The sequence below is a fragment of the Arthrobacter sp. D3-16 genome, from assembly GCF_054408515.1.
On sequence record NZ_CP096438.1, the window covers coordinates 136,082 to 152,243 of the forward strand.

Here is a 16,162-nt window from a genome sequence, read left to right on the forward strand (position 1 = left end):
CTCGGACTACGGTTGTTTCCAGCACTGCGGCCAACACCGTTGCTATCGCCTGTTCCTACGCCAACAACACGGCCTTCGTAGCTATCCCTGAGCCGAAGAGCGACAGCTTCGACAACGCCGAACGGCAGGCGAGTGCTTGGCTAGCCACCACACGTTCTTGAGCAACATCGAGAAGAGGAGCTGAGGTCAATGTTTGGGATCTCCAAGAAATGGCTTGACGCTGGATCTAAAACCGCCGCCAAAGCTGGCATTGTTACCTATCCTCCTGGCTTCACGAATACCGCCCATGGTCAAGGCCAACACCGACGCCATCAAGCAGTTAACCAGGATAACTAAAAGGATTCGTGCGTAAGCGCAGGAAATTTCTGCCCCCTAGCGTTCAAGTCCGCCGCGTTCGAGCGACTTTCCTTTGCCACCCTGCTTGGCCATCTTCGAGGTTTCGGCAAGCGACGGTTTCTGAGCAATGGCGGCAGTCGCCGGCGCCCCTTGGTGTTTGTCGGCCAGGAGGCGGGAGGTGACGGCTTCGCGGTCGCCTTTACCTTCCAGGCTCTCTGCAAGCTGCTGGCGCCGTTCCGGTGAATCGTAGGCCGTTGCGTCCTTGCCCTTTAGCGCTGCAGCGTCCTGTCTGTTGGCACCAGCCACAACGGCACCTGCCACCGCTTCATCGGTGCGTGCAGCAGAGGTTTTGGTCCGTTCGTTTTCGGCTTCGACACGACCGTCTTGCACCCGTGTGAGGGCTGCAGACACAGATGCTTCGTCCGCTCCTGTGTTGGTGACGTCGATGCCGTACCGGGCCTGCACCTGACCGCGGATGTGCTCCGCTGCCTTGGCCGCTTCGGGGTCGTAGGCCTTCCACGCCGTGGCCGCCTGGTGGGCCTGTTCGATCATGCCGGGGGTGGCTTTGTCCCACCAGTCTTCCCTGGCGGTTGGTGCGAGGTGTGCCCGGGCGGCTGCGCGTTGGGCGTCGAAGCGTTCCTGCAGTTGGCGTGCTCGTTGTTCTTCGGCGGCGGCGATGTTGCGTTGTTCTTCTTCCCGCATTCGCGCCAGTTGTTCGCCGATGCGTGCGGCGACCATTAGCCCGGTACGCATTGCACCGTCTACTGCTTCGTCCATTCCGTCTGCTTCGCTCATGCTTCTCCCCTATCGCTCGATGCCTGGTTTCGGATGGTGGTCCCTTTGTGATTCCTGCGGGCCAGTAGGGCCGGCCTGCTGCAGTGTCTTCTCTGCCCTGGTGAGTATCGTCGGGACAGGTGCACCGCCGCGGGACCGCTCGGCGATGAGCCGTGCACGGAGTGCCTCTTCGCTGACTCCCGGATGCTGTTCCCGCAGTGCTTCCATCGTGATGGGCTGTGTCTTGGTGGTGTGTGCTGTTGCGCTGGCTTCGACAGTTTTGCTGGCAGCGGTCACGGCTGCGGCGAGGCCACGGACGCGTCGGAGGTCGTTGGTGGCTTTGTGCATGTCGTGGATGGCGCGTGCGGTCTGAGCGAGTTGCCGGAACATCAGGGCGTAGGCTGCCCGATCACTCTTGGAGGTGGCTGCCAACAGGATCATTGTTGCGCCGCGGGCCGAGGGCAGGGAGACCGCCGGCCGCGTCGGGTAGCGGCGGAGCTGCGCTGATTTGGACAGCTCGCGTGCGGCGTCGGCCAGTGGCCCGGGGGTGGGTTCGATGCGCTTGGACCATGCACCGAAAGCGGCGGATGTTTCGCGGGCGGCCTGCGCCCAGGCGGCGTGGTCGCTGTGCGGGGTGGTGGACAGTTTCTCGCGGAGAGTACTGACGTCTTTGGCGTACTTGCTCCACAGTTCCGCGGAGGGCTGCAGTGTCTCCCTGCCCGGTGCGACGGGGCGGCGGTTGCGGGCTGCGGCGTTCCATTCCGCGACGGCCGCGGTTGCAGTTTCGGGGGTGCTTTCCCATTCACTGCGGAGTTTGGGCAGGGCCAGATCGCGGCCCAGGGAGTTGCCGCCGAACCAGACGGCCCGCTCCCCCTTGCGTGGCCGTTCTGCGACAGAGTATCCGGTCACGACGTCGGTTCGGCCGGCAGCGTAGCGGGGCCGTACAAGGAGGCCTTCTTGGCGGGCGCGGCGGACGAACTCGGCTTCGTCCGTTGATGCTGTCGCGCAGGTGCGGACCTTGCGGGCGAGGCTGTGGCGTTCGACCTCGGGCAGTCCCTGGCGGGTGGCTTTGGCTTGTTCCGCGGGGGTGTATCCGCGTTCGGCCCGGACAGCTTCGAGTTCGGTGAGTCCGTACTTTTTCTCCAGTGCCCGGGCGACCTGTTGGGACTTGTACTTGCTCTTCCAGCTGTTCCATTTGGTGCCGTCGTCGCGGACCATGCTGGCAACGATGTGGATGTGGTCGTTGCCGTTCTTGCTCAGTCCGTGGCGGACGGCAACCCATCGGGCCGGGGCTTTTCCGCCGTCCTCGGTGAAGTCCATGTCCTTCATGAAGTCGTTCGCGATGGCGCCCCACTGCTCATCGGTGAGTTGGCCTTCTTCGGCCGCCAGGCTCAGTGAGCAGTGGAAGACGTGGCCGCCGTCGACCTCGGTCTTGTAGAACTGCTTGGCGCGGTCCAGGGCGTTGGCGATGTCCAGGGCCGCGTCGCGGTTCAGTTCGTTGTCGTCGTGCCACGCCATGAGCGCGGAGTCACCGGCAACGAGGTGCGGTTCCTCGTGTTCGTTGGCACGTCCCGGGCCGGCGAGGTAGATCATCAGGCCCGCCATGCGGTCGCCCTGGGTGATGTTTGGAATCAAGCCTGGATCACCGGCCGGCCATGTCAGCGAGCATGCGGTCGATGCGGATGATGACGCTCTTGGCGTGCGCAATCGCGGGCGCCGCATCAGGCGGTACTTCACCCGTTGAGTTGGCGTGCCGGGCGATCTGGTTGATGTTGTTCGCCACGGACCCGATCAGGCGCTGAAGGTTCGAAAGCTGCATGAACTGATCACGCCGCTCCGACGGGCTTTCGCTGTCCTCGTTCAACGCTGCTTCGATCAGGAGCCGCGGGATCGTGACGCGGTGCTTCTCGGCCAGGGCCAGCAGCTGGGCCTCTTCTTCGGGGCTGACCTTGACCTCGTGACGGTGCATCCTGCCACCGTCAACGTTCGCGCGGCGGCGGCGGGACTTCCAACCGGCAAAGCCGCTACCTTCACTCAACTATTCCGCCCCTCCCCTACCTTGCCAGCGCAGCGACCCGGAACACCCGGGACCAGACACCAGTCTGCCGCGACCGGAACGCAGTTCCCGGGAGCGACACGAACTTAGCCCAGCTAAGTCTCCAGCTTGCTCCGCCGAAGTCGGCTCCCGCTCTTTTCGTGCCTTTGGTGCCTTGCCGGTCGGGAAGTGGCACGCCGCTGCGCGTCGCTGCCCGAAAAGCAGGTCGCCCTGTGGTTACGGTGGGTGCATGCCAACCATTGATATTGAACAGACCCGCAATCAGGCCCGCGCCCTTCTGGACTCGCGTATCGAGTCCGTCACGAACCTGGTCAAGGCCAGGCAGCGGATCACTGACCTGCGCGATCAGCTCGCCGACGCCGAGCGTGAAGACAAGCGCGCCTACGTGCGCGCTACTAAAGACGGGTGGAGCCCCGAGGAGCTGAAGAAGCTCGGTCTGGAATCCGGCGCCGCAGCGCGTCGCCGGAAGCCGGCCACTACACGGACTTCGGACGACAGTTCCCCGTCCTCTGACGACGGGGTTGCCGGGGCCGAGTAGTTTGCCCCTCGCCCACTTGTGCACGGCAAAAGCCCAACCGCTCCGCTGCTTTTCCCGCACCCAAGTGGACGACGGGACCCGTCGGACCACCTGCACACAACCACCACGTCACCGCATGTGCCCACGTCGCCCTTAGGCGAGCGGTGGCTGTGCACAGCCTCTGTTGGGTGCGGGGTCGGGACGGGACGGTTTTCCTGGGCAGACCTCGCCGCTGCCGTCCCAGCTCCGGGACGTGGCCGGGTCTTTTCGGCCGGGAGCACACATGGTTAAGGCTCCGCACCAGTTGGGGTGCGGAGCCTTTTGCTGTCTCTGCAGCGACGTGTCTAAATCTTTGCCGCAACGCAGCGCGTGCGTTCTGCCTGGTTGTGCGCGGCGTCTGTGGTTTAAACAAAAACAGGCCGGCTGGAGGGTCGGCCTGTCTTCGCTCCTCGGACAAAGGAGATCTTGCAAACTCAGCGTAGCTGAGCATGTTTCCGTGAACCCAGTTGCGCGGGGAAACCCCGCTGTTTGTGACAGCGCGGCACGAGGTAAGGGCATGGGGTAGTCGCGGTGAACGGCGGTCCGCCGCTGGTGAGTGACTGCTGTGGTTCGCCCTGGGCGGCGGACCGCCCGACTTCTGGAAGGCTCCGTGCCCTGGTGTCGTGAGTATGGTGGTGGCCTTGCCGGGCGGTGCGACAGATGACGCCCGGCAAGGCGGTACCAGTTTAGGCGGCGTCGGCCTCGGCTGGCTTGCCGCTGTCGAGGATGATCTTTTCAGTCTCACTGGCGGTGTAACCCCACAGAACCAGCTGGTTCAGGTAGTCCCGGTGGGTCTGGCTCGGGGACCGCCACGAGTCCTTGGCGATCGTCTTTTCATACCCTGCGCACACCAGCGCGATCAGGGAAAACTCCGGACGCGTCGTCGTCTTGGCGACGTGCTCCCGGAGCGGGTTCCACGCCCAGGCGTTGGACTCTTCGACCTTCGCCCCGACCATCTCAGCCGCCACCTTTCCGTCATAGCCGCTGGCCGTTTCCGGGTGGTGCGTGATGGCATGCACGGTGAAGTACTGCCAGCCCTTCGGGGCCTGCTTCCGTGCCAGCAGGTTCTTGACCCATTCACGCCTCACCACAGTTGCGGACTGCATCAGCTTATTGTTCTTGATCAGGGTCTTCCGTTCGGCTTTCTGCTCCTCGGTCATCGGACCCTTCGGGGCCGACGACGTTCCGTAGCCGCTGTAGTAGCGCAGTGTGAAGCCGAGATCTTTCCATCCCGTCACCACGGCGACGGCGGAGTGCTCGCCCCGGTAATCCGTTTCGATGTAGACGGCGTTACCGTCCTCGTCCGTGGCCGGTTCCCCGTCCACCCTTTTGAGGGACGTGACACGGAGTGTTTCGCTGTCCTCCCCGTAGCCGCATTCGGGAACGACGATGGTTCCGGCCGCTTCCAGCTCCGCGGTGAGTGCGGCCAGCGTGGCGGCGCGGTCGCGCTTGTCCCGCAACTGCTGGGTGACATGCAGGAGCATGTCGGGTTCGTCCATGATGACCGACTCCAGCTCCTCGGTCGCGTCCTCATCGCCTTCGAACTCGGCCAGAATCAGGGCCTCTTCGATGGTGTAGCCCTTGCCCAGGGCGGCGGCCCCGGTGTCGGTGGACTTGGCCTTCAGGGCAGATTCTATAGTGGTCTTGGTGCGTCCGGTCTTCTTCGCGATCGCGGCCGCCGAGACACCGATCAGGGACAACTGGTGGTACGCCTCGGCCTCGTCCGCTTCAGTGAGTTCGGCGCGCTGGATGTTCTCCACCACCTGCGTCACGATGCGCTCTGCTTCCTCGGGGCTGTCGATGATCATCACAGGGATAGCCTCGCGCCCTGCCTCCACGGCGGCGCGGGTGCGGCGCTGGCCCATCAACACATGCACGGTACCGTCGTCCTTGCGGTGGGCGATCACCGGTTCCATCACGCCGTGTTCCTTGATGCTGGCAATGAAATCCGGAGTCAGTGCGGCGTCCTTGCGGACGTTCACGTCAACAGTCAGGGTTGCCGGGTTGAGCATTTCAAGCGTGGGTGTTGCAATCATGAATGTATGTCCTTCTTGTCCGAGAAGTGGGGTGGGTGGGGCGGCAATGGTGACCGGCCAGCTCCCCCCGTTGTTTTTTGGTTGCTGGCAAGCTTGCTTGCTCGGCGGCCGACGGAGGCCTGTCTACCCGTGAGGGCAAGGGCAGAAAAATCTTGCGGGATCCGAGCGTGCGAGGATCCCTGGCTAAAGAATTTTCGGCACGCAGGCCCCGGTGGAGCCTGCGGAACCGGGGCTAGACAGGCTGGAGCGGACGCCTAAAATCCGCAGGACAGCAACCAGAAAACGTCGTAGACAAGACCGGTGATGACGGGCAGGAGCTCTGCGACGGACCGGCAGCACCCAACAGCCGGCCGCGCCAGCGGACGCCCATTCTGGGGTGAGCTCTGCGAACATTTTCTTCTCCGACCGCCATAACGTACGGGCCGTTCGTGGCACCTTGGTTTGCCGCCGGCGGCAGCTGCACCGCACCCTGGTTCTTGCGGATGGCGGTCCGCCGCCGGCGACCCCAGCACAAGCCGCCCCGGGAGCGGCGGACCGCCCGCGGTGACCGGCCCCGAAAGGCCGGCCACCCTTCGGGCCTAGCTGGCGAGCAGCTCGGTCAGTTCGGCCGCGTCAGTCACCAGCGCAGCGGTCCCTTCCTTCAGAAGCCGGTGGCATCCTGCCGAGTTGGCGCTGTGCACGCTGCCCGGAACTGCTGCGACGTGCCGGGCGATCGTTTCGGCGTGGTGCGCGGTGTTCAGCGCACCGGAACGCCACCGCGCTTCCACCACACACGTCACCCCTGCCAGTGCTGCAATGATTCTGTTTCTCTGCAGAAAACGGGCCCTTGAAGGTGCGGTTCCTGGAGGCAGCTCCGACAGCGTCAATCCGATGGCGCGGATCGCCGCCGCGAGGTCCGCGTTCCCGGACGGGTAGTCCCGGTCAAGGCCTCCGGCCAGCACCGCGATGGTCGCCGGACCGTCGCCCTGGCTTCCGGCCAGCGCGGCGCGGTGGGCGTGCGCGTCGATGCCGTAGGCAAGTCCTGAGATCACGCAGATTCCTCGCTGCGCCAGCCCATAGGCGATGTCGCCGGTGACGGCCGCGCCGTAGCTGGTGCTGTCCGGTGAACCGGTCAGCGCGGCGCACCGGGACGGTGCCGGGATCCCTTTCCCGATGTCGCCCCGGTACCAAAGCCCATAGGGTGCGTCGGGCAGGTCGTCCAGCCCTGTCGGCCAGTGCTCATCCCCCGGGACCAGAAAACCGCCGCCCAGCCGCTCGATGGCGGCCAGATCAGCCTCTGCCGCGTGGGTGTCGAACTCGCGGGGGTGCGGCGCCCAACGGCTCAGCCCTTCGGCCAGTTCCTCGGCCGTGACGTCCCAGAACGGGAACACCGGGCGTGCTCCAAGGGCCATCCTGTAGGCGGCGTGCGCGCCATGGCAGGCAACAAGGGCGCGGGCTACAAGGTCAGTCGGCGCGAACATCCGGGTCAACGCGGCGCGTGCAATGCGGTTTTCGTCAGTCATGGTGGTGTTCCTTCTTGTCCGAGAAGTGGGGTGGGTGGGGCGGCAATGGTGACCGGCCAGCTCCCCTGCTCCCCCCGTTGTTTTTTGGTTGCTGGCAAGCTTGCTTGCTCGGCGGCCGACGGAGGCCTGTCTACCCGTGAGGGCAAGGGCAGAAAAATCTTGCGGGATCCGAGCGTGCGAGGATCCCTGGCTAAAGAATTTTCGGCACGCAGGCCCCGGTGGAGCCTGCGGAACCGGGGCTAGACAGGCTGGAGCGGACGCCTAAAATCCGCAGGACAGCAACCAGAAAACGTCGTAGACAAACCAGGTCAGGGGTGTCCGGAGCTCTGCGACGGCGCACCCTGGACCCAACAGCCGGCCGGCCGCGCCAGCGGACGCCCATTCTCTGGTTGAAGCGCAGCGCAAACCAGTGCGAGCCCTGCGAGCATGCCCTTCCCCCGGGCCACCGATCCGCCCGGGCCGACCACTCCCCTATCGCTTACGCTTTCCTGCCCTGCTTAGGGTGGGGGCATGACTGATCCGGCGCCGCGCCCGAGCCGCCCTCACAGGATGCTGCGGATCCTGGCTGTGGTCTTCACGGTTGCCGCAGCCGGATCACTGGTGCTGGTGGCCGTGGACCTAACCATCGGTCGGCCTGCTTCGGGCGATGTTTTCATCGCGTTCCTCAACAGTGTGGCGGCCGTGACGCTGTGGCGATGGAGATCTGAAAACGAGCGGACATGACGAAAGGCCGGCACGTAGGCCGGCCTTTCGCGGTTTTTCCTCGGACAAAGGAAATCTGTGGTGCAGCGTCCTTGCTGCCTGGTGCTAGAAGTTGTGGTATTCCCGGGCGTGGCCAACGTCGATGGGCCCGGTCTTGTCGCCGGCGGTGAGCAGCTGCAGCTCGAGAATGTCCTCGGCGAAGCTTGCGTCGGCAGCCGGCTGGTCGTCCTCGGTCAGGATGTATTCGTGTCCCACAGTCGCGTGCCCTCCCGTTTGTGATGCTTCATGCCCACTGTAGTCCGGGATCCTGCATGTTCACTGAATGCGGGGCTCGCCCGCGTCAGCGGGATCGGCGGCCGGAGGAGCGAATGCGGGGGAGGCCGCCCCGCCACCGGAAGAGGCCGGGCCGGATCCCTCAAGGGTGATCCGTCCCGGCCTCTGGTGGTTCTTAGATCAGGCGGCGGTTGTAGGACATGTGCTCGTTCCGGGCGACGTCGGCGATGTGGCCGTTGTTGATCAGTTCCCGCAGCAACACCGCGAGCCGGAAACCGGAAGCGTCCTCGGCTGCGAGTTTCAGGTAGCGGTCGGCCTGGCTTCCGTGGCCCTTGAGCCATTCCAACCAGCCCATCAGGGTCAGCATGGGTGCCCGCTGTCCGGCCGGGACGACCTTCATCAGCTCGAAGGCGATAGCTTCGGCGCGGTCCACGCGTGCCCAGTCGGGGCGCCCGGTGAATTTGCCGGTCAGGACGTCGCCGAAGCTGCCGTTGTGGGTGGTGATGGTGTCCCGGAACAGGTAGTCACGGATGTGCCGGTGCTGGAATGCCGCCGCCAGTGCACGGGCGGTTTCGGTGTCAGGCATTCCATCCGCGTCCAGGACCGCCTGCCACGTCAGGCAGGCCATTTCGAGGTCCTCGAAAGTTCCCTCGGGCGCTTCCACCGGAAGTGCCCACCTGTCCAGCAGCGCGGGGTTGTACACGTCGATGTCGGTAGCTGAGCCGAAGTAGGTCAGCGTCGCGTTGGCCTGGCTGTCCTTGATAGCGTCCAGCGGGTTCTTCTCGGCGGTGCCGTAGGTTCCCCAGTGGGCGCTGGTGACCAGCAGGACCTGCCGCACAGGCATCCGGGCCGTCGCCAGCTCGATGCTCAGTGCCGCGACGTGCTCCGCGTAGGGGAACGGGCCGTCGCCGCCGGTTTCGTCGGTGTAGACGATGACGTAGCTGGCCGTGGCCTTTTCATCGTTGGCGGCGTAGGTGGTCATCATCTGCGCGTAGTCCAGCGGCACGGACGCGGCCGGTGCGTGCATCCGCAAGGTCGCGCCCAAGGTGTTCCCGCGTGCGGTGAGCACCACGAAGGATTCCTTCGGCTGGTTGCCCAGCAGGTGCGGGACGGTGGCGATCAGGTCAGCGGGACCGGTGATGGTCAGTTTTTCAGTCATAGTGGTGTTCCTTCTTGTCCGAGAAGTGGGGTGGGTGGGGCGGCTCGTGGTGACCGGCCAGCTCCCCATCTCCCCCCGTTGTTTTTTGGTTGCTGGCAAGCTTGCTTGCTCGGCGGCCGACGGAGGCCTGTCTACCCGCCAGGGCAAGGGCAGAAAAATCTTGCGGGATCCGAGCGTGCGAGGATCCCTGGCTAAAGAATTTTCGGCACGCAGGCCCCGGTGGAGCCTGCGGAACCGGGGCTAGACAGGCTGGAGCGGACGCCTAAAATCCGCAGGACAGCAACAAAAAAACGCTTGTAAACAACAGGGCCAGGGTGTCCGGAGCTCTGCGACGGCGCACCCTGGACCCAACAGCCGGCCGCGCCAGCGGACGCCCAACAACTGGTTGAAGCGCAGCGCAAACCAGTGCGAGCCCTGCGAGCATGCCCTTACCCTGGCCACCGACCCGCCCGGGCCGGCCACTCCCCCAGGCTTGCCGCCGACACCAGGTGATCCGCCCGGGGCTGTTGGCGGGAACGGCGGTCCGCCGCCGGCGACCACCAACCAAAGCCAGCCAGGGGCGGCGGACCGCCCGCGCACCTTGGGCAGGTACAGGCAGCAATGACGAGGACTCACTTACTCATTTGAGTAGGTGAATAAGTAAGTCCCCGTCCGGCATTAGGTCATTGTGGGCCGGTGCTCCGGTGAGAACAGGACGGCCACGAGTTCGTTGTGCCAATCCAGTGCGGCGTACTGCCGGGTCACGTCCAGCAACCCAGGATCGACGCGGGCGTCGTTGGCCACTGCTTCAGCCATGCCGCGTACCTGCGCGGCGAGGTCTTTCGCGGCGGCCGCGCTGTAGGTGACTGGAGATTTTTCAACGAGCTTGGCGAGGGTTTCGAGGAACACCACGGTCTGCGCGGTGTTTTCGGTGATGCGGCTGGTTTCGGTCATGGTGCTTGTCCTTTGGTGAAGATGGCCGGGGCCTTGCCGGGCGGGGTTTCCGCCCGGCAAGGGGTTCCGGTGGTTAGGCGGCGGGGACGGCGTAGGGCATGCGGTACCGGCTGGGCAGTTCGGCGGCGGCTTCGGGCAGGTCTTCCGGGCCGTGGGCCTGTCCGTTCTTCCAGTGGAAGAACGCTTGTTCGCTGATCGCGTCCCAGAACCTGGCTTTGGTCCGGTAGTACGTGCAGGTCACGTCGCCCTCGCAGTACGTGGCCATGCCGAACAGGTTGCCGATGGCATCGGCGGTGCGGATTCCGGCGATCATGACGTAGGGCCATTGGCCCAGGTCCCAGCCGTCGTGCCCCCAGCTGGGGATCACGGCCCAGCCGTGTTCGCCGATGAGTTCCATCCAGTCGTAGCCGCCGTTCATGTGGTAATCCCCGAGGACGGTGACGCCGTCGATGGTCTCGCCGGTGTCGGCTGTGGTCACGGTCTGGGTGGTGATTGCGTTCATTGGTGGTGTTCCTTCTTGTCCGAGAAGTGGGGTGGGTGGGGCGGCAATGGTGACCGGCCAGCTCCCCTGCTCCCCCCGTTGTTTTTTGGTTGCTGGCAAGCTTGCTTGCTCGGCGGCCGACGGAGGCCTGTCTACCCGTGAGGGCAAGGGCAGAAAAATCTTGCGGGATCCGAGCGTGCGAGGATCCCTGGCTAAAGAATTTTCGGCACGCAGGCCCCGGTGGAGCCTGCGGAACCGGGGCTAGACAGGCTGGAGCGGACGCCTAAAATCCGCAGGACAGCAACCAGAAAACGCTTGTAAACAACAGGGCCAGGGTGTCCGGAGCTCTGCGACGGCGCACCCTGGACCCAACAGCCGGCCGCGCCAGCGGACGCCCAACAACTGGTTGAAGCGCAGCGCAAACCAGGCTTTGCGGGCGTAAAGTGAGAGTGTCCTCCGTCACCGGCTGTTCCCCCCAGTTGGCCGGTGACGGCAGGGCCTGAAACTCCCACGTAATCTGGTCGATGTGGCATGCTCGAAGATGTAAGCAGCAGGATGTTTACACAGCAGAGGGCCGGCATTCCTTGGAATGCTGGCCCTCTGTCTTGGTCAAAAGAACTCACTGGCGTTGATACGGTGGAAGGGTCCCGCCAGGGCAGGCCGTCCCCCCAATGCGACCCCCCGGGCGGGACATTCATTCATTTCAGAAGGGGGTTAGCCGTGGGTCTGAGGAGCTTGTTCGGCAGACGTCAGAAAGCAACGGCCAGAACGATTGCTGCCCCGATTGCGGTGAGCGAGCCGGCGACGGAAGAGCCGCTAACCCCTGAGGAGCTGTCAGAGCTGCAGGAGGCATGGGCAGAACTCGCCGAAGCGGCTAAAGATTCCGGGGCGAAAAGCGTCCACGCCTGTACCCGTAACGGCAAGCCCTGGCAGGAAGACCCCGCGGCCGTGCGCAGTATGGCGGCCTTGCTGCGGCGCGTACGGGATGAGGACACAACGCCCGGCACCGAACCGACCGGGTAGGGCCGGGCCGGCTCTGGTCGCGTGGCCCGGCCTGCGCCGGTTTAGGTTTCCTGGTCCTTCCGGACCTTGGTGATGGCGCGGTAGGCGGTGATGGATGCGCCCAGCGCTGCCAGCGAGAGCACGAAATTCACGATCGTCAGTGGTTCCATGACGGTTTCCTTATCGTTGAGTTGAACCTAGGCTAAGAAGGAGCCCGGTGGCCGCAGCCATTCACGGTCACGACCACCGGACTTTGAGTAGCAGCTACACCTTCCTTGCTTTACGCTTACGCTTCCGAGTGCCAGCTCGGGAGCGTTTGCTCTTTAAGAGCGCGTTCCGCGTGGAAAGCAGAGCGATGACCGCTGTCGCCAGGCTCACGACCGAAGCCGCGAGCCTGACCCTTTCGTCGATGCTCAAGTAGCCACCTCCTTCCTCCCCCGCCGTGCGAGGCCCCCACTGCCGCAGCCGGTCGAGGGTGGGCCGTCAACCCCGAAGAGCGTACGGGCAGGTCCGCGAAGTAAGGGAGCGCAGCGACCGCGTGGACCTGGACGGGAGCGTGGTTTGACGGGTCGGGCCCCCGGACGGCTACGATCAGTGGCCTTGTACGGAGAACAACCCAGCCACATGTAAGGCAAAACAAGTTTTTACAGGCCGGAGCGCAGCGCAGGACCGGTACCTGAGTGGAGCGCAGCGGAGCCCAGGGGCTTGAGGGAACGGGTTATGCCCACTGGCGGGCAGGTGGAGCCCTCCGCACAGCTCAGGCTGTCCCCATTGGCCGTGCAACCCGTTCTTTGTCGTACCCCTCCCCCACAATGAAACCTGCGGCTTAGACGGCCGCTTTTGTTGGCGTGTCTATTCGAATATATGTTCTAAGGTTGTGTTATGGGACCGGAGCAAGCTGCCGCGCTGCAGGCGCAGTACGCGCGCCGTGCCGGCCCGATCGGGCTGACCGTGGAAGAGCTCGATTTCGAGCACTTCCCGGCCAAGAACGGGTACCCCGGCATTCCGGTGAAGGCGTGGATCCGGTTCCCGAACTGCGCGGAACTCGTAGACGGTGAAGTGTTTGCCTGGACGGCGAAGGCGGCCGAAGTGACGTGGAAGGACGGGCCGGTCACGTACCGGACCTGGGTGTGGAGTTCGGCGGTCACCCGCCGGGAAGAAATGATGAACAGGAATTTGGGAGAGCGGACCAGCCGTGACAGCAACAGTAAGTGAAACAACCCTCAACGCCCCCATGGACGTCCGCTTCACCGCGGCCGGCACTCCCCTGGCCGTCCGCTACGACGGACGCGTCTGGGCAGTAGCGGCAGAGCCGCTGCACTGGTTCACCAGGGACTCCTGGTGGGAAACACAGCGGACAGTTCCCGTCGGCGCGGGGAACGTCGTTGATATCGAGCACTGGCGGCTCCAGGTCCGCCTCGGATCCTCGACGTCCGCGCTGCGGACCTTCGAGCTGCGCCGGGATCCGCTGTCGGAGCAGTGGCTGCTTGAGTCTATTACCGATAACTAGCGCCGAGGCTTCGCACACGCGCCGACTATTCGAAGGACTTTCTCCCTTGGCTTCTTGGCGGTGCGTGCACCCGACCTATCCAAGCAGCGGCTGGCAGCGTACACGTGTCGATTCTCGAGTTGGCTACGGGGTCCGGCATCCTTGGAGTGATTGAAAGATTCGATAACTAGGCAGTCCGCAGTGCGGGAACAGCGCCAAATTGGGGGGACGCAGATGGTGACGGAAGAAATCTCCGTAAACCTTGGAGAGGCAACTCCAAGACGGCTGCTGGTGAATTGGGCTAATGGGCAAGATGCCTGGGTACGGGTACTCACTGCTGAGACGATCCTTTCTCGCAAAGAACTGAGTGACGATGCGCTGTCCAAAATCTACTCAGTCTTTCTTGCCGAGAAGGGCCTCTCGGATCTACCGATGCCGGAAGTTTCTAAACTTGAGCTCGAAATCGTAGAAGCAACTGACGAAGACAGCTTAGAGCTAGCAGAAATCCGCGAAGTCAAGGGCGTGAACGCGCTTGCCGCGGACCAGGTTTTGGCGTTTGACTCCGACCTGACGATCCTGTTCGGACAAAATGGTTCTGGCAAAACAGGATATTCGCGCATCTTGAAGCGCATTTCCGCAGTCCGAACACCTGAAGACATACTTCCCAATGCCCACGCGTCGGATGGCGCTACACCCCCTCCTCCTTCGGCATGTATCGAGTACCGTCAGTCGGGCGAAGAGAAAACGGCGATATGGAAGAACGAACCGGGCCTTACTCCTTTTACACGCATTAGTGTGTTCGATGCAGAAGCAGTCTCCCTACATATCGACAGTGAGCTGGGCTATGTCTTCACACCCGCTGAGCTGGCATTGTTTTCTTACGTCGCAAAGGGGCTCCAAGGCGTTCAACAACGGATTGCCGCTGAAGTTGCGGCGTTGAAGCCCGGAACAAACTCGCTACTGGCACGATTCGCCCGAGAAACCACGGTGTACCCGGTCATTGAGACTTTGGGGGCAACGACCGATCTAACAGAGCTGTCGATGCTGGCGACCGTCCCTGAGGATGCCGAGACCCTGCGCGAAGACCTTCAAAGCGAATTGAGCGCCCTCCGCGCAAACACCCTCGATGCACTGGTGGCCAATGCGCAGCAATCTCAGGGTGATCTTGCTCGGCTACACCGCGTAGTTGTTGCGATTCAAAGCTTTGATGCAGCTAGATATGAAAGTGCGCTGGCAGAACTAGCGGCGGCAGAGCAACGGCGACGTGAGGCACGGGAGCAGCTGTTTTCTCCAACCGAGCTTCTAGGCGATCCGGACGAAGAATGGCAAAAGTTCGTTGTTGCCGGCGACGCCTACCGCCGCCACTTGGAGAAAGTCCAATATCCCGAGGATGGTGATCCATGCCTGTACTGCATGCAAGAACTCAGCCCCGCCGCTCTTAGTCTATTGAACCGCTACCGCACTTTTCTCGATGAGACTGTCCTCCAGCAGGTAGTACAAACTCGGAAGGCTCTGCAGGCTGCGAGGCTCACCATTGACGCAACCGAGCTAACGCAGGCGCTGCAATATTCGACAGCTCAGGGCGAAGTTGAGCAGACATCCAAATGGGCCACCGAAGCAGTAACTCTTCTGACCAATGCCCGAACAACTATCGAGGAGACGGCCAAGGAACGACCCATTAGCAACCCGACGATGCCCGAAAAAGCGGGGAGCTTGGCCCGTGACGTCGCCTCACTTCTATCGGTCGCAACCGATACCCACACGAAGTTAGCTGACGACAGAGCCAACGCGGAGACTCTCTTGGTGAGGAAACAGAGAGAGCTCGTCGAACTCGAGGCTCGTATGGAACTCCAGAATAGTCTCGACGCCGCTCGAGCCTACGTTCAGCGTGCAAAGAGGGCACAGCAGCTGGAGAAGCTATCTCGTTCGATATCCAGCGGTGCATCAAAGCAATTGACGGTACAGTCGAAGCTAGCCAGCGAGGACCTGGTAAATAAAAATTTTGAGGCACTGTTCATTGATGAATGCAGGCGTTTAAGGGCACCGAAAGTTGCCCTAAGTTTTCAAGGTAGAAGCGGTAGAGCCGAGCGAAAGAAGGCCGTCGCTAACTACCGGCCGTCTTCCATACTTTCCGAAGGCGAACAGAAGGTCCTAGCTATCGCTGACTTTCTTGCTGAAAGCCGTATGAGGGGTACGAAGGCGCCCCTTGTGTTCGATGATCCCGTGACCAGTCTCGACTACCGCCGTCTTGATGAAGTTGCAGCCCGGATACAGCAGCTTTCGGAACGCCACCAGGTAATAGTGCTAACTCACAACATCATGTTTGCCTCGGCCCTGATTTCGGAGCGGCAAAACAAGAAGCTTCGGGTCAAGGTTTACGAGGTCAGGGATGGCGGAGCTGCCAAGGGCATTCTCGCTCCCGATGTCGAGCCGCGGTTCGACACGCCTGCGGACCTTGCCAAAAGAGTCAACACAAAACTTCAGACCATTCCTCGGGCGGAACCTGTTTTACAGGACGCCCTAATCAAAGAAACCTACGATTTGATTCGAGCATGGTGCGAGGCCTTCGTTGAGCAAGAGCTCCTTCAAAACGTCACGCAACGCTATCGCGCAAATATCATGATGACTCGTCTAGCAAAGATCGACACCACCCGATTCGATGCAGCGGTCGAAGTAATCGCTCCTTTGTTTGGGCGAGCTTGTGACCGAATGACCGGGCACTCACACGCAGCTGAGTACATGAGCACGAAGCCCACAATTACCGACCTGCAGGAAGACTGGGAAGCCGCTAAGGCCGCCCGGGCGGCCTACATAGCCAGCTAGCAAGCACCTACGAGGAGCTGCTCAAGGCACTACTGAGGGA

General features: G+C 63.0%; 15 protein-coding genes. 6 read left to right on the plus strand and 9 right to left on the minus strand.

Annotated features, from left to right (window positions below; translation table 11 throughout):
• Positions 1 to 372: 372 nt before the first annotated feature.
• Genes M1D32_RS20610 through mobC form a run of 3 tightly spaced genes read right to left on the minus strand, consistent with a single transcriptional unit; the run spans position 373 to position 3,148 of the window.
• The gene (locus M1D32_RS20610; RefSeq protein WP_458782305.1) at positions 373 to 1,131 is read right to left on the minus strand and encodes a hypothetical protein; all 759 of its coding nucleotides are present in this window, start codon (positions 1,129 to 1,131) and stop codon (positions 373 to 375) included.
• 9 nt (positions 1,132 to 1,140) lie between these two features.
• Entirely contained in the window at positions 1,141 to 2,745 is a 1,605-nt protein-coding gene (locus M1D32_RS20615; RefSeq protein WP_458782306.1) for a relaxase/mobilization nuclease domain-containing protein, read from the minus strand.
• 7 nt (positions 2,746 to 2,752) lie between these two features.
• On the minus strand, positions 2,753 to 3,148 hold the full coding sequence (gene mobC, locus M1D32_RS20620) for a plasmid mobilization relaxosome protein MobC (RefSeq protein ID WP_458782307.1): 396 nt from the start codon (positions 3,146 to 3,148) through the stop codon (positions 2,753 to 2,755).
• Positions 3,149 to 3,395: 247 nt separating this feature from the next.
• Between mobC and M1D32_RS20625 the strand changes: the two genes are divergently transcribed.
• On the plus strand, positions 3,396 to 3,704 hold the full coding sequence (locus M1D32_RS20625) for a hypothetical protein (RefSeq protein WP_458782308.1): 309 nt from the start codon (positions 3,396 to 3,398) through the stop codon (positions 3,702 to 3,704).
• Between the two features lie 704 nt (positions 3,705 to 4,408).
• On the opposite strand, the gene M1D32_RS20630 is transcribed toward M1D32_RS20625, so the two are convergent.
• Both M1D32_RS20630 and M1D32_RS20635 read right to left on the minus strand, forming a co-directional pair.
• Positions 4,409 to 5,758, minus strand: a complete 1,350-nt coding sequence (locus tag M1D32_RS20630) for a ParB/RepB/Spo0J family partition protein (RefSeq protein WP_458782309.1) — start codon at positions 5,756 to 5,758, stop codon at positions 4,409 to 4,411.
• 578 nt (positions 5,759 to 6,336) lie between these two features.
• Positions 6,337 to 7,260 carry a DNA-processing protein DprA gene (locus M1D32_RS20635; protein WP_458782310.1) on the minus strand — a complete coding sequence of 308 codons (924 nt, stop codon included), beginning with the start codon at positions 7,258 to 7,260 and terminating at the stop codon, positions 6,337 to 6,339.
• 510 nt (positions 7,261 to 7,770) lie between these two features.
• On the opposite strand from M1D32_RS20635, the gene M1D32_RS20640 reads away from it, so the two are divergent.
• Positions 7,771 to 7,983 (plus strand): hypothetical protein, encoded by a 213-nt coding sequence (locus tag M1D32_RS20640; RefSeq protein WP_363957775.1) that lies wholly within the window; start codon positions 7,771 to 7,773, stop codon positions 7,981 to 7,983.
• 84 nt (positions 7,984 to 8,067) lie between these two features.
• Here M1D32_RS20640 and M1D32_RS20645 read toward each other — a convergent pair whose 3' ends face one another.
• The 4 genes from M1D32_RS20645 to M1D32_RS20660 all read right to left on the minus strand — a co-directional run bounded on the left by M1D32_RS20645 (position 8,068) and on the right by M1D32_RS20660 (position 10,829).
• The gene (locus tag M1D32_RS20645) at positions 8,068 to 8,217 is read right to left on the minus strand and encodes a hypothetical protein (RefSeq protein WP_458782311.1); all 150 of its coding nucleotides are present in this window, start codon (positions 8,215 to 8,217) and stop codon (positions 8,068 to 8,070) included.
• A 193-nt stretch (positions 8,218 to 8,410) separates the two neighbouring features.
• The gene (locus M1D32_RS20650) at positions 8,411 to 9,394 is read right to left on the minus strand and encodes a DUF4192 family protein (RefSeq protein ID WP_458782312.1); all 984 of its coding nucleotides are present in this window, start codon (positions 9,392 to 9,394) and stop codon (positions 8,411 to 8,413) included.
• A gap of 657 nt (positions 9,395 to 10,051) precedes the next feature.
• Positions 10,052 to 10,327 carry a hypothetical protein gene (locus M1D32_RS20655; RefSeq protein WP_458782313.1) on the minus strand — a complete coding sequence of 92 codons (276 nt, stop codon included), beginning with the start codon at positions 10,325 to 10,327 and terminating at the stop codon, positions 10,052 to 10,054.
• Between the two features lie 73 nt (positions 10,328 to 10,400).
• Positions 10,401 to 10,829 carry a hypothetical protein gene (locus M1D32_RS20660; RefSeq protein WP_458782314.1) on the minus strand — a complete coding sequence of 143 codons (429 nt, stop codon included), beginning with the start codon at positions 10,827 to 10,829 and terminating at the stop codon, positions 10,401 to 10,403.
• Between the two features lie 768 nt (positions 10,830 to 11,597).
• Here M1D32_RS20660 and M1D32_RS20665 point away from each other — a divergent pair.
• The 4 genes from M1D32_RS20665 (at position 11,598) to M1D32_RS20680 (ending at position 16,122) form a co-directional block, all read left to right on the plus strand.
• Positions 11,598 to 11,831, plus strand: coding sequence for a hypothetical protein (locus M1D32_RS20665; RefSeq protein WP_458782315.1), 234 nt, complete (start codon positions 11,598 to 11,600; stop codon positions 11,829 to 11,831).
• An 861-nt stretch (positions 11,832 to 12,692) separates the two neighbouring features.
• Positions 12,693 to 13,025: a hypothetical protein gene (locus tag M1D32_RS20670; RefSeq protein WP_363957791.1), complete on the plus strand. Its 333-nt coding sequence runs from the start codon at positions 12,693 to 12,695 to the stop codon at positions 13,023 to 13,025.
• Between the two features lie 19 nt (positions 13,026 to 13,044).
• Entirely contained in the window at positions 13,045 to 13,320 is a 276-nt protein-coding gene (locus M1D32_RS20675) for a hypothetical protein (RefSeq protein WP_458782430.1), read from the plus strand.
• 213 nt (positions 13,321 to 13,533) lie between these two features.
• Positions 13,534 to 16,122, plus strand: a complete 2,589-nt coding sequence (locus M1D32_RS20680) for an AAA family ATPase (protein ID WP_458782316.1) — start codon at positions 13,534 to 13,536, stop codon at positions 16,120 to 16,122.
• The last annotated feature ends 40 nt before the right edge of the window (positions 16,123 to 16,162 follow it).

Excerpts from the sequence above, each read along its gene's own strand:
- M1D32_RS20635 (WP_458782310.1), bottom strand. The coding sequence starts at position 7,260 with ATGACTGACGAAAACCGCATTGCACGCGCCGCGTTGACCCGGATGTTC.
- M1D32_RS20670 (WP_363957791.1), top strand. The coding sequence starts at position 12,693 with ATGGGACCGGAGCAAGCTGCCGCGCTGCAGGCGCAGTACGCGCGCCGT.
- M1D32_RS20675 (WP_458782430.1), top strand. The coding sequence starts at position 13,045 with ATGGACGTCCGCTTCACCGCGGCCGGCACTCCCCTGGCCGTCCGCTAC.
- M1D32_RS20630 (WP_458782309.1), bottom strand. The coding sequence starts at position 5,758 with ATGATTGCAACACCCACGCTTGAAATGCTCAACCCGGCAACCCTGACT.
- M1D32_RS20610 (WP_458782305.1), bottom strand. The coding sequence starts at position 1,131 with ATGAGCGAAGCAGACGGAATGGACGAAGCAGTAGACGGTGCAATGCGT.
- M1D32_RS20655 (WP_458782313.1), bottom strand. The coding sequence starts at position 10,327 with ATGACCGAAACCAGCCGCATCACCGAAAACACCGCGCAGACCGTGGTG.
- M1D32_RS20660 (WP_458782314.1), bottom strand. The coding sequence starts at position 10,829 with ATGAACGCAATCACCACCCAGACCGTGACCACAGCCGACACCGGCGAG.
- M1D32_RS20680 (WP_458782316.1), top strand. The coding sequence starts at position 13,534 with ATGGTGACGGAAGAAATCTCCGTAAACCTTGGAGAGGCAACTCCAAGA.
- M1D32_RS20640 (WP_363957775.1), top strand. The coding sequence starts at position 7,771 with ATGACTGATCCGGCGCCGCGCCCGAGCCGCCCTCACAGGATGCTGCGG.
- M1D32_RS20625 (WP_458782308.1), top strand. The coding sequence starts at position 3,396 with ATGCCAACCATTGATATTGAACAGACCCGCAATCAGGCCCGCGCCCTT.
- M1D32_RS20650 (WP_458782312.1), bottom strand. The coding sequence starts at position 9,394 with ATGACTGAAAAACTGACCATCACCGGTCCCGCTGACCTGATCGCCACC.